The sequence below is a fragment of the Martelella alba genome, assembly GCF_005217455.1.
Classification (GTDB): Bacteria; Pseudomonadota; Gammaproteobacteria; order Enterobacterales; family Enterobacteriaceae; genus Acerihabitans.
The window spans coordinates 1-12157 of record NZ_SZPQ01000021.1; the positions used below are offsets into that span (position 1 = coordinate 1).

At 57.8% G+C, this 12157-nt stretch carries 10 protein-coding genes and 1 pseudogene; 6 read left to right on the forward strand and 5 right to left on the reverse strand.

The window, feature by feature from the left end; genetic code table 11:
• Window positions 1-253, reverse strand: a pseudogene (locus FCN80_RS14835) (transposase); the annotation flags it as partial.
• 352 nt (window positions 254-605) lie between these two features.
• Here FCN80_RS14835 and FCN80_RS14840 point away from each other — a divergent pair.
• The 3 genes from FCN80_RS14840 to FCN80_RS14850 all read left to right on the forward strand — a co-directional run bounded on the left by FCN80_RS14840 (window position 606) and on the right by FCN80_RS14850 (window position 3264).
• Complete coding sequence (locus FCN80_RS14840) at window positions 606-1685, forward strand: FUSC family protein (protein ID WP_136990952.1); 1080 nt, start codon at window positions 606-608, stop codon at window positions 1683-1685.
• 194 nt (window positions 1686-1879) lie between these two features.
• On the forward strand, window positions 1880-2236 hold the full coding sequence (locus FCN80_RS14845) for a DUF496 family protein (protein ID WP_136990953.1): 357 nt from the start codon (window positions 1880-1882) through the stop codon (window positions 2234-2236).
• An 809-nt stretch (window positions 2237-3045) separates the two neighbouring features.
• Window positions 3046-3264 carry a hypothetical protein gene (locus FCN80_RS14850; RefSeq protein WP_136990954.1) on the forward strand — a complete coding sequence of 73 codons (219 nt, stop codon included), beginning with the start codon at window positions 3046-3048 and terminating at the stop codon, window positions 3262-3264.
• Here the strand turns inward: FCN80_RS14850 and FCN80_RS14855 are convergent.
• A complete protein-coding gene (locus tag FCN80_RS14855) occupies window positions 3258-4208 on the reverse strand; it encodes an L-lactate dehydrogenase (protein ID WP_136990955.1) in 951 nt (316 codons plus the stop codon). The two genes, FCN80_RS14850 and FCN80_RS14855, sit on opposite strands and share 7 nt — an antisense overlap.
• Before the next feature lie 143 nt (window positions 4209-4351).
• Between FCN80_RS14855 and FCN80_RS14860 the strand changes: the two genes are divergently transcribed.
• Entirely contained in the window at window positions 4352-5005 is a 654-nt protein-coding gene (locus FCN80_RS14860; RefSeq protein WP_136990956.1) for a DNA-3-methyladenine glycosylase family protein, read from the forward strand.
• Window positions 5006-5030: 25 nt separating this feature from the next.
• Here the strand turns inward: FCN80_RS14860 and FCN80_RS14865 are convergent, their stop codons facing one another.
• Entirely contained in the window at window positions 5031-6326 is a 1296-nt protein-coding gene (locus FCN80_RS14865; RefSeq protein ID WP_136990957.1) for an NCS2 family permease, read from the reverse strand.
• Between the two features lie 454 nt (window positions 6327-6780).
• On the opposite strand from FCN80_RS14865, the gene FCN80_RS14870 reads away from it, so the two are divergent.
• Together FCN80_RS14870 and FCN80_RS14875 are read left to right on the forward strand one after the other, a co-directional pair.
• A complete protein-coding gene (locus FCN80_RS14870; protein WP_136990958.1) occupies window positions 6781-7662 on the forward strand; it encodes a MurR/RpiR family transcriptional regulator in 882 nt (293 codons plus the stop codon).
• A gap of 72 nt (window positions 7663-7734) precedes the next feature.
• Window positions 7735-9432, forward strand: coding sequence for a sensor domain-containing protein (locus tag FCN80_RS14875; RefSeq protein ID WP_136990959.1), 1698 nt, complete (start codon window positions 7735-7737; stop codon window positions 9430-9432).
• Between the two features lie 6 nt (window positions 9433-9438).
• Here FCN80_RS14875 and FCN80_RS14880 read toward each other — a convergent pair whose 3' ends face one another.
• The gene (locus FCN80_RS14880; protein ID WP_136990960.1) at window positions 9439-10668 is read right to left on the reverse strand and encodes a sugar transporter; all 1230 of its coding nucleotides are present in this window, start codon (window positions 10666-10668) and stop codon (window positions 9439-9441) included.
• Between the two features lie 238 nt (window positions 10669-10906).
• Window positions 10907-12154, reverse strand: coding sequence for an MFS transporter (locus tag FCN80_RS14885; protein ID WP_136990961.1), 1248 nt, complete (start codon window positions 12152-12154; stop codon window positions 10907-10909).
• Window positions 12155-12157 lie beyond the last annotated feature (3 nt).

Genomic DNA, 12157 nt, shown 5'->3' on the forward strand with positions numbered 1-12157 from the left:
ATTGAAAATACTGCTCATTACTCCCGCTTTAGACCACCGATTAAAGCGATTGTAAATCGTCTTCCAGTGACCATAACGTTCAGGTAAATCCCGCCAGGGAGCGCCAGAGCAAAGTACCCAAAAAATGCCATTCATGACGTGTCTGTGCGCAAAGCGCAAAGTAAGGACGCCCGCCTTTGGAAGAGCCTCTTTCAGGTGGCAGCATGGGAGAAATCAGGGCCCATGCCTCATCGGGGGAATCGTAACGAGCCAAATTAAAGGACTTTTTGTGGGTAAATCATAGAACAGATTGTACTAAAAATAGTTACGGGGCACACTAGTGTCCTCGTTCGTTCATCCCAATCACAGCGTCAGTTCTGCTTCTGGATATGACGAGGGACAAGGCGTCCCAGCATTCCCAGGCGCATAGCCTACGATCCGCCCAAGTGCGTCCGCCGGCGACAAAACCCATCAAGGACGGTTCACCTTCGTTGCCGGCGAAGGTGTCGGCCACCGGCCGCCGCGACTCGACGTATTGAGAGTATACATAATACAAATGAATGATGTGAAAAGCGGCGGGATCTATTAGAATGGCAGCCCGCTTTGTGATTGCAGGCTGTAACGTTGTGCGTTTAGACAGACAAATTTCCTCCCTGGAAAACTTCATTTACCGGCACTATCGGGTCACCCACGGATTACGTATCGGCTTGGCGTTTGTGCTGACCTTCCTGATTATACGGTTTTTGGATATTCCCGAGCGGACCTGGCCGCTGATTACCCTGGTGGTGGTCATGGGACCCATTTCGTTCTGGGGAAATGTGGTGCAACGCGCCATGCAGCGCATCGCCGGAACGATCTTCGGCGCGGCCTCGGGGCTTATCGCGCTGCGACTGGAACTGTTTTCATTGCCCATTATGCTGGCTTGGTGCGGGGCGGTCATGTTTGTTTGCGGCTACCTGACGCTCGGCAAGCGGCCCTACATGGCGCTGCTTATCGGCATCACCCTGGCGGTGGTGTGCGGCGCCGGCCCCGGCGATATGCAAACCGCCCTGTGGCGCAGCGGCGATGTCATTATCGGCTCGCTGCTGGCCTTGATGTTTGCCAGTATTTATCCCCAGCGGGCCTTTATTCATTGGCGGATGCAGATGAGCGCCAATCTGGACGCGCTGGGGGTCATCTACGCCGCTTATGTTTCGCCGAACGTCATTGAACGTCCGCGGCTGGAAAACCGCCTGAAAAAGCTGTTGAACGATGTCGTGAAGATGGCGGCGTTGGCGACGCCGTCCAGTAGGGAAAGCGCCATTGGTAAGGATGTCTTCGATAAAATCCAGATCATGTGCCGAAATAGCGTTTGCGTTCTGGAATTACAGATTGACGCCTGGTGGGCGTCGCGGGAAAGCCATTTTATCCTGCTCAACGCCCAGACTCTGCGCAGCACCCAGCGGGTGACGATGCACGCCTTGATGGCGCTGGCCGAGGCATTGCGCCAGGGCAATCCGGCGCCCATTGCCGCCCGGCAGGGCGAATTGGACGCCATCGCCGCCGAACTCAGGCAACTGATGGAGCAGGCCAGCCGGCGCGAACAGGTCGAGGCGCCGATATTCGGTTATGTCTGGTTGAGTCTGCAACTGACCGGGCAGCTTGAGCAAATGGCGCAACTGCTTTGCCAGGCGTTGCGCAGGCCCCTGCCGGAGGTGTCCGATTGAGGTCGGGAGACGGCGGGCATAAACAGGTCAAACGCCGTTAAGCCATTGCGCGGGAGGGAGAACGACTACTCTGTAGACTGAACTTAAAACCTGTTATACTCGTCATACTTCAAGTCGCCGCCGCGATGCCATGCAGACTATTCAGAGTATAGATTGCGCCTTATTCAGCCTATGACTCAAACAAGGATATGAAAATGGAACACATCAAACCTTCTTTCCAGGACGTGCTGGAATTTGTGCGGATGTTTCGCCGAAAAAACAAGCTACAGCGGGAAATCGCCGATAATGAGCGGAAAATTCGCGATAACCAGAAGCGGGTGCTGCTGCTGGATAACCTAAGCGACTATATCAAACCGGGTATGAGCATTGACGAGGTGCTCGCCATTATCGCCAGCATGCGCAACGATTATGAAGACCGGGTCGACGATTACATCATCAAGAATGCCGAATTGTCGAAAGAGCGTCGCGAGCTGTCGAAGAAACTCAAAGCTATCGGCGAGGTCAAGGCCATGGTTTCCGCCAATTCCCCTTCCGGTACGCCTTCAGCCTGACTGCGCAAGCCACGGGGCGACCCTGGCCGCGAGAAGGGGCGCCCCCTGACAAAGAGCGCATTTGAAGTATGACGAGTCTAGATGAGGGGCGGAATGTCTCTCACCCTCCCCCGTCGCGGGGGGGGCTGGGTCGCCGCCCCCGCGATGCGTGCGGTATTTTTGGGTTAATGATGTTTGATATTAGAAATAGCTACCAGAAATATCCTCAATTGGCTTATTACCGCCTTAATTCCCGAACAATGAAATTGCGTCGTAAAGCATTGCATATGTCGCCTGTTGTGAATAAGATTACCGGGCAGACCGTAGAATGTTTTTTATTAAGTAAGCGCAAGGTGATTTACATAATATTGTTTTCAATTATAGCGACAATTAATCTTATATTAATACCAAAGAGATAAGTATACCTATACTCTAAATACGTCGAGTTGCATCGCGGCGGACAGAGCGTGACACATTCATTGGAAACGAAGGCGCCCCGCCAGCGGCGGGTCTTCGGCGCGCTGTCGGTAACCAGGCTGGTTGCGTCGGTAACGTCTACCGGGATAGGCCCTAAACTGTAGGTAAGTTATTTCATGATTACCAGAAAAAAACAGCTCGGCGTAATATTACGCTCAACATTATTCTTAATATCGTTAATGATTTTGATTCAATCGTTAGGATCGCCCAAGCTATCGATTTCTTTATTGCAAAAATCATTATCGACGCGCTATCTTCCGAGCGCATCGCCGGTATTTCCAAAACCCAATCTCCTATGCCCCAATTCGCTTTGCGCGCGATATATTGCGCCGGCCCATTGCCCATGCCGGCATTTGCACCGGGTCATCCCCTCCTATGACGGCACCATTGCCGGCAGCGGGCATGATTGCCAGCCGGGGTCGGACGGCAATCATGGCGCATACCGTTTTATTAAGTACGACGTGCTGAAAAAACGGCTCAAACGCATTGTCAGGCGATTTTTGCGCAATAAGCAATCGGGGGCGGCGGTCGCCCGGCGCGGGCACGAGGCGCCGGGCGGATCCTATCAATGATGGACTATCGCCAGACGCTGTATATGGGTTTTGAGCACGGCGGCCGAGTCATCAAAATGCCGCCGCTCCTGGTCGTCAAGATCCAGCTCGATGATCTGGTCCACGCCTTGCTGCGATAATACCGCCGGAACGCCGATAGCCAGGCCGCTATGGCCGTATTCGCCGTCCAGCACGCATGACACGGTCAGCGCCCGATGGCTGCTGGTGAACAGGTTACGGCAAATCTCGGCGATGGTGCCGGCGACGCCATATTCGGTGCAGCCTTTTTGCGAGTATATTTCAAAGCCCAGTTGGCGCGTGCGGTCGCTCATGGCGGCGAAATCCAGTTCTTTGCCGGTCTTCGCCCGGCTGTATTCGTTCAGCGTCATGCCATAAACCGAGGAATGCGACCAGACCGGGAATTGGGTGTCGCCGTGTTCGCCGAGAATAAAGGCATCCACGCTCTGGGCCGCGATGTCCAGATGCTCGGCCAGGATCCTGCGCAACCGGGTGGTGTCCAGCCAGACCCCGGTGCCCAACACTTGATGGCGCGGCAGCCCGGACAGCTTCCATACCTGATAGGTAATGACATCGCAGGGGTTGGTCGCCACCAGAAAAATGCCCTTAAAGCCGTTGCGCATCATTTCCGGCACGATATTGCCGACGATGCGGGCGGTGGCGTTCAATTCATCCAGCCGGGTCTGGCCGGGTTTCAGCGCGCCGCCGGAGACGGTAATCACCGCGATGTCCACATCGGCGCACGCCGTGGCCGGCCGGGCGCTGATGTCGATGCGGCTGGCCATATAGGCCGCCGCATCGGCCAAATCGCTGCGATGGCCTTCCACCAGCGACCGGTTAAGATCCACCAGGATCAATTCTTCGCAAATTTGCTGGTTCAGCAACGCATAGGCGGCCGAAGAACCCACATTGCCTGCGCCTATTATCATGACTTTCCGTGGTTTCATGCTGCTAGCCTCGTATGACGGGTATCATGCTATCCTACAGCCCCCCGGCGCGCTAAACAATTCCCGCCGCCGGCCGGGCGCGGCATTGACGCTCCGCGCCCCATGCATCATTCAACGGCGAAAAAAAACCGAGAGCAAACACTATGAACTATTTCGAATATGGCGCCGTGGAGCTGTCGTGGCTGGCGAAAAGGGACAAGCGCATGGCGCAGGCCATCGAGCGTGTCGGCATGATAGCCCGTCCCTTGGTACCGGACCTGTTCGCTGCGCTGGTGCGCGCTATCGTCGATCAGCAAATTTCCACCAAGGCCGGCATCACCGTACACGGCCGGTTGGCGGCGATGGCCGGCGGCGTGATCACGTCGTCGGCCATTGAGGCTTTAACGGCCGAGCAAATCCAGTCGTGCGGGATGTCCATGAAAAAGGCATTATATATCAAGGGCGCGGCCACGGCGGTTATGAGCGGTGAACTGGACCTGGCGGCCGTCGGCGGCTACAGCGATCAGCAGGTGATTACGGCGCTCTCCCGTCTGCCGGGGATTGGCGTCTGGACGGCGGAGATGCTGATGATTTTTTCCCTGGGCCGTCCCGACGTGGTGAGTTGGGGCGATTTGGCGATTCGTCGGGGCATGATGAACCTTTACCGCCACCGGGAACTGCCCCGCGAACGGTTTGAGCGCTACCGGCGCCGCTATTCGCCTTACGGCACGACCGCCTCGCTGTATCTGTGGGCGTATTCCGCGCCGGAATTTGCTTACCCGCCGGTAAAAGCGCCGCCGACGGTTGCAATAAAATAACGGCCGCCGGCGTTAGGAACCGGGATCAGGCGCTAAGCCAACCCAGCTTGATAACAAACAGAATGGACAAAATAACCAACGCGGCGTTCAAGTCGCGGAAACGGCCGCTCAGGAGTTTCACCACGGTCCAGGTGATAAAACCGAACGCGATGCCGTTGGCGATGGAGTAGGTCAAGGGCATGGTCAGGGCGGTGACGGTCACCGGCGCGGCCACGGTAACGTCCCGCCAGTCGATTTCGGCCAGGCCCGAGGTCATCAGTACGGCGATAAACAGCAGGGCCGGGGCGGTGGCGAAAGCCGGCACGCTGGAGGCCAGCGGGGCGAAGAACAGGCTCAGCAGGAACAGGATGCCCACCACAATGGCGGTCAGGCCGGTACGGCCGCCGGCGCTGACGCCCGCCGCCGATTCAATATAGCTGGTGGTGGTGGATGTGCCGAGCAGCGAACCGAACAAGGCCGCGGCGCTGTCGGCCACCAGGGCCTTGCCCATTTTGGGAATGTTGCCGTCTTCGTCGGCCAGGCCGGCGCGTTTGGTGACGCCTATCAGGGTGCCGGAGTTATCGAACACGTCAACGAACAAGAACGCGAACACCACGCTGACTAAAGAAACGTTCAACGCGCCACGAATGTCCAGGTGCAGGAAAGTCGGGGCGATGGACGGCGGCATGGACAGCACGCCGGCGAAGGGGCTGACGCCCAGGCCGATGGAAATGAAAGTGACCGCCAGAATGCCGATAAGCACCGCGCCGGGCACCCGCCGCGCTTCCAGCGTGACGATGATGACGAAGCCCAGCATGGCCAGCAGCGGGCCGCTTTTGGTGACATCGCCGATGCCCACCAGGGTGGCCGGGTTGCCCACCACGATGCCGGAACTTTCCAGGGCGATCAGCGCTAAAAACAAACCGATTCCGGCGGCGATACCGGAACGCAGCGGCAGCGGGATGCTGCGGATAATCCATTCGCGGATTTTGAAAATCGATAAGGCGAAAAAGATCAGCGCCGAAAGGAATACCGCGCCAAGCGCCACCTGCCAAGTGTAGCCCATATGCAGCACCACCGTGTAGGTGAAGAAGGCATTGAGGCCCATGCCCGGCGCCAGGGCGATGGGGTAGTTGGCGATAAAGCCCATGAGCGCCGAACCGATGGCGGCGGCCAGACAGGTGGCCACGAACACCGATCCTTTATCCATACCGGTGGCGCTCAGTATTGATGGATTGACGAACAGAATGTATGCCATTGCCAAAAACGTGGTTAGCCCTGCCAAAATTTCGATTCGCACGTTGGTGCCATGAACCTTGAGTTGGAAAATTTTTTCTAACATGGAAGTTTTCTCAGTGAAATTGTCTGCACAGCCCTAGCAATAGCTATGCCATCCCTTTGCCGCAACTTCATCGGCGGCCCAGCCTGAAGCAGGCGCATTATATACGCAAACGATTACATTCGTCATATTTCCCATTGCCTGTTTATGGGTTGCCGGCACTGAACCGGTGCCGTCGATGCCCCATTTTGGTGAATGGGCACTCTTTCGGCGCGCTAACAGCTTGCCGCCGCGCGCTTGCCCGCCGGCCCCTTAGGCAGCGTCCGCCACCGCCAGATCCGCCGCCGGCGCGCCGAAAGGGGATGACTTGCCGCCCGCCAGGTCAAGGGCGCGTCCTGCCGGGTAAAAGCATTGTTAAGGATTCTCACGGGTTGAAAAACCCTGGCATAGAATCTGCAATCGGTATCAATAATGGGTATCGATATAACGGACATCACAGTGATGACACCCGCATAACATGGCTTATTCATTACCAAAATCCACCGTCGCCGCCCGTATCGAAGCGTCTTTCAGCGAGCAAACGCCCGCCGGCAAGCGCGTCGCCGGCTGGTTGCTGGCCAATCTTGAACAAATTCCCTTTGAAACCGCCCACAGCATTGCCCGCGGCGCCAATACCAGCGGCATCACCGTCGGCCGCTATCTGCGCCGTCTCGGCTACCAGAATCTCGATGACGTGAAGCGGGACCTGCGCCAGGAGAACGGGACGGCGTATCAGACCTGGGGCGTGACCGACCGCCTTGCCGCCTACCGCCAGCGCAGCGATCAACCGCGATCGCGCAAATTGGGGCAATCGCGGGATTTGGAACTGGCGGCCATCGAGCATGTCTACCATCTGGCCGAAGGCGAGGTGTTTGCCAGGATATGCCGGCGGCTGGCCACCGCCGATGCGGTATTCGTGATTGGCATCCAGTCGACCCGGGGCATGGCCAACGCCTTTTTCAGCCAACTGGAATATTTGCGTCCGCGCGTCTGGTTCGCCGATGGATTGTCCGGCACTTATGTTGAATCGCTGAATTCCGAGTTCCACCAACCTTATTTGGTGGTAACCGATACCCGCGCCTATTCGGTCATGGCGCGGCGATTATGCCAGGCCGCCGACCAGCGGGGATTGCCGCTGGCGCTTATCACCGATATTTATTGCCCCTGGGCCAGGGATTTCCCGGCGGATTTGTTGCAGTTGAAAACCGATACCGGACAATTCTGGGATGCCCTGTCCCCGCTCAGTTGCCTGTTTAACCTGATGTTATCGGCGGTGGTGGAACAACTGGGCCCGTCGGTGGAACGGCGCCTGGCGTACAATCGTCAGTTGCAACGGGAACTGGGGCAATTTGAACCCTGAAGGCGATGCTCGGTCGGGCAAAGTTCTGCTAAGCTTGGTATTAGCGCTAACGAGTCTGGGGACACCCTTGTCATGTTCAATAAACTCGACGTTTGCCAGGCGGTGCTCAATGCGTTGCCTGACGCCACATTCCTGAAAGACCGGCAATATCAGCTGGTATTCCTCAACCGCAAGGCTTGCGAGTTGTTCGATAAACCGGCCGAAGAACTCATTGGTCAAACGGCGTTGGATGGGCTGGAAGATCAGTTGGTGGCGCATATCAAGGAACGGGACAAATACGTCATGGAGACCGGCGAATCCTTGGAATATGAAGAGCGGGTGAGGGTGCCTGGGCCGGACAACAAATATGTCTATATCATGGTGCGCATTTCGCGGCTTATCTTAAGCGACCTGCCGTATTTGCTGATATCACTGCACGATATCACCGTGTTGCGCGAGTCGGAGGCGCAAACCCGTTATCTGGCCTACCACGACATCCTTACCGGCCTGCATAACCGCACGGCCCTCAACGAGCAACTTAGCCACGCGGTGGCGCTGCGCGATGATGGCGGACAAAACGGCGGCATTTTGATGCTCATGGATCTCGACGGGTTCAAAAACATTAACGATACCTACGGCCACCCGGCCGGAGATTTCGTCTTGAGTGAATTTGCCCGGCGGTTGCAGCATGTCGCGCCGCAAAACAGTCTGGCGGCGCGGATGGGCGGCGACGAGTTCGCGCTGTTGTTGGACGGCGAGACGCGCCGGCAGGACGCTGAGCACCTGTGTCAGCGAATGATCAAACTGACCCAGTCGCCGTTCACGCTGACGGGCGCCTCGTCCTTCGTTACGGTATCCGTGGGCGTCACACTGATTACCCCGACGGACATTACCGCCGGCGCGCTGTTGCGCAAAGCGGACGCCGCGCTGTATGACGCGAAGCATCAGGGCAAAAATATCTATTGTTTCTATTCCGAGTCGCTGGATGCCAGCCTAACCCGCAAACGGCGCATGGAAAAGGCCCTGGCGACGGCGCTGAGCCAGCGGACCGGCATCAGTTGCGCTTATCAGCCCCTGGTTCGCGCGGCGGATAATCAGATTATCGGCGTGGAGGCCCTGGCGCGCTGGGAAGATGACGAACTCGGCGCCGTTTCGCCGGTGCAGTTTGTGCCGCTGGCCGAAGAGACGGGCCTTATCATTCCGCTGGGCAAGATGATCTTGCGCATGGCCTGCCGGGAAATACTTAAATACGGGGATCTCTCCCTGTCGGTCAATGTTTCGCCGGTACAGTTGCGCGATGGCGCTTTCGCGCGGATGGTGCTGGAGTTGCTGGCGGAGGAGACGTTTCCGCCGCACAGGCTGGAGCTGGAATTGACCGAGACCGCCATCATGAACTCCGACGCCAATAGCAAAGAGCAATTGGCGGAACTGCGCCAGGCCGGCGTGCGCATCGCCCTGGACGATTTCGGTACCGGCTATTCGAGCCTCAGTCTGCTAAAAGATATTGTGGTGGACAGCGTGAAAATCGATCGCTCCTTTGTGCAGTTTGTGACGCAACTGAAGGATACCGCCGCTATCGTTACCGCCGTCTCCAATTTGGGTGTGAAGCTGAATCTGGAAGTGATCGCCGAGGGCGTGGAAACGGAAGAACAGCAGCAATTCCTGGTGGATGCCGGTTGCACCCAATTGCAGGGATTTTTGTTTTCCAAACCCCTGTCGCAGGAAAAACTGCGGCATATCCTGACCGACTGCTCCATCGCCGGCGGCGCCGCGACGGCGGAAAAACCCTGAGCGGCGCTATTCCCCGGCCGTGGCGTTGCCGGTGTTTTCCGCGGCATCGTCCGTGGCCCGGTTGACCACATCGGCGAAGCGTCGGGTGATGAAAACACCCAGTCCCAGCGCCAGCGCGCAGAATAGCGCGCCGATAAACCCGATGTCGCGCATGCCGATAAATTCGCTTACCTGATTACCCAGTAATGCTCCGGTACCGATGCCAATGTTGAAAATACCGGAAAACAGCGACATGGCGACATCGGTGGCGTCGGATGCCAGGTTCAGCACCTTTACCTGCATACTGAGCGCGATGGCCGTCATGACGCCGCCCCAAATCAGGGTCAGGACAATCATGCCGGTTTTGCTGGCGGACGCCGGCAGCAGCAGCAGCAGGCAAACCAGCAGCACGGTGATGGCGACGAGCAACACCCCCGAGGGATAGCGGGCGCTGAACCGGGAAAACAGCAGGCTGCCGGCAATGCCGGCCGCACCGAAGATCAACAAGATAAGTGTGGTAAAACCGGAACCCATGCCGGCCACGCGCTGCAAAAACGGCTCGATATAGCTGTAGGCGATATAGTGAGCGGTGACCACGGTCACCGCCAGCAAATACATGCTCACCAGCGCCGGTCGCCGGAACAGTTCAGGGACGCTTTTCAGCGAACCGGAATGATGGCTGGGCAGTGGCGGCAACAGTCTAAACAGCAGCAGCATAATCATCAGCGCCAGGATACCGATGATCATAAACGTGGTGCGCCAGCCCAACGCTTCGCCAATAATGCGGCCCAGCGGTAAACCCAGCACCATCGCCAGCGCGGTACCGGTGCTGAGCAAACCCAGCGCCTGGGCTTTCTTGCCGCTCGGCGCCACCCGCATCGCCAACGACGCGGTGATGGACCAGAAAACGGCATGGGCCGCCGCCACCCCCAGCCGGGATATCATCAACACGCCGAAACTCCAGGCGAAGGACGATAACACATGGCTGGCGATAAACACCGTGAAGGTGATCATCAAGAGCGTGCGCCGCTCCACGCGGCTGGTCAGCAAGATGAAGGGCAGCGACATCAGCGCCACACCCCAGGCATAGACCGTTAATAGCAGGCCGGTTTGAGCGGCGGTCTTGGAAAAGCTGGCGGCGATATCGGATAACAGGCCGATGGGAACGAACTCGGTGGTATTAAAAATAAAAGCGGCTAGAGTCAGGCCCACCACTCTGAGCCAGGCGGTGGAACGAAGATTACGCGATGTCTGCATGGTAACGGCCAGGGGATCCCCACAAATCGATTCTAGACTCTCACTACGACAAATTGCCTTTTTATGGGCCGTCTTGCCGCCGCGGCGTTTCATGGGTGTGAACACGGCCGGCGATGGGCTTTTTTATAATAGCGCGTTTTTCCGGGCGGGATGTGAAAGTTTTGTCACGCTAAGGCCGGCGGGGATGAGGCGGGGGGATGGACGGCGAAAGCGGTTGCCCGTTTCGCCGCCCTGAGCATCACGCCTTGATGCCGGCGCCTTGTATGTCGGTTGTCCGGTGACGGCGCAGGTAACCGTAGCACAGCAAGGACAAGCCTCCCAGCGCCACCAGCCCGCCCAGGATCATGAATCCGGACATATAAGAGCCGGTGGAGGCGTAGATGCGGGCCACCATCAGGCCGGCCAGGGTACCGCCGCCGCCGGCGCCCACGCCGTTGACAATGCCCGCCGCCGCGCCGATGGCATGGGGCCGGACATTGCTTTGAATGATCGACCAGATGTTGGGCGTGAAACTGCTGGCGTAATAGCCCATGGCGATGGTAATCAGCGCCAGTTTGAGATAGCCGTTATTCACCTCGGGCAGCAGCAACAGCAAACAACCCGGAATAAGCAGCCCCAGCGCGGCGATCAGTATGCGCTTGCCGGTTCTGTCGCTGATATAGGCCATGGGAACGGCCAGCACGACGGCGGCGAGGTAGGGCAGCGCGGAGCCGAAGGCCTGGCCCATGCCGGTGAAGCCGATGGATTTCACCGCCAGCGGGATCCATAGGGTGATGCCCCAAAACAGCATGCCCTGCGTCAGATAAGTGAAAATGACCAGCCCGAAGGACAGACCGCCGAACGCCTCCAGCGTCAGCCGGGGCCGGTCCGTCTGCGCACTGTCGGCGGGTTTTTCGGGGTAGGGCGCATCGGCGGTATTCATCAGGGTCCGGGCGTAAAGCGGCACCATGATGACCAGACCAATGCCGCCGCACAGATAAAACAGATTGCGCCAGCCCAGCGCGCCGTGAATCGGCGTGAGGATGATGAACCCCAGTCCCAGCGCCAGAAATTGGCCGTAATACTGGATAACGCTATTGGCGCGGGTCAGCTCGCTCGGCGAAAACCACAATTTGACGAAACGGGATTGCTGCGGCCAGTAAATCCCTTCGGCAATCCCCAGGATAAGCCGGCAAATGACCAGCAATACAATGGATTGCGCCATGCCGGTGACAAGGGTTGACAGCGACCAGAGCCCCATCATCATTATGGCGACTTTTTTCGGATCGCTGCGCGAGGTGAAAATACCGCCGAAGATATTGGCGAAAATATAGCCTATGAGAAATGCGGTAAGCACCCAGCCCGACACCGTGGCGAACGAAGCGCCGCCAAACCCCAGGTCATGCGCCACCGAAGGCAGCGAAACCGACAGATTGGTTCGGTCGATGTAGGAGACGAACATGCCGAGCATCAAAGTTCCGCCGATACGTAACCAGCGTGCGTTCATTAT

Bases quoted from the DNA above. Each gene is read 5' to 3' on its own strand.
- FCN80_RS14845 (WP_136990953.1), top strand. From the start codon at position 1,880: ATGGAACACATCAAACCTTCTTTCCAGGACGTGCTGGAATTTGTGCGG.
- FCN80_RS14855 (WP_136990955.1), bottom strand. From the start codon at position 4,208: ATGAAACCACGGAAAGTCATGATAATAGGCGCAGGCAATGTGGGTTCT.
- FCN80_RS14860 (WP_136990956.1), top strand. From the start codon at position 4,352: ATGAACTATTTCGAATATGGCGCCGTGGAGCTGTCGTGGCTGGCGAAA.
- FCN80_RS14865 (WP_136990957.1), bottom strand. From the start codon at position 6,326: ATGTTAGAAAAAATTTTCCAACTCAAGGTTCATGGCACCAACGTGCGA.
- FCN80_RS14870 (WP_136990958.1), top strand. From the start codon at position 6,781: ATGGCTTATTCATTACCAAAATCCACCGTCGCCGCCCGTATCGAAGCG.
- FCN80_RS14875 (WP_136990959.1), top strand. From the start codon at position 7,735: ATGTTCAATAAACTCGACGTTTGCCAGGCGGTGCTCAATGCGTTGCCT.
- FCN80_RS14880 (WP_136990960.1), bottom strand. From the start codon at position 10,668: ATGCAGACATCGCGTAATCTTCGTTCCACCGCCTGGCTCAGAGTGGTG.
- FCN80_RS14885 (WP_136990961.1), bottom strand. From the start codon at position 12,154: ATGAACGCACGCTGGTTACGTATCGGCGGAACTTTGATGCTCGGCATG.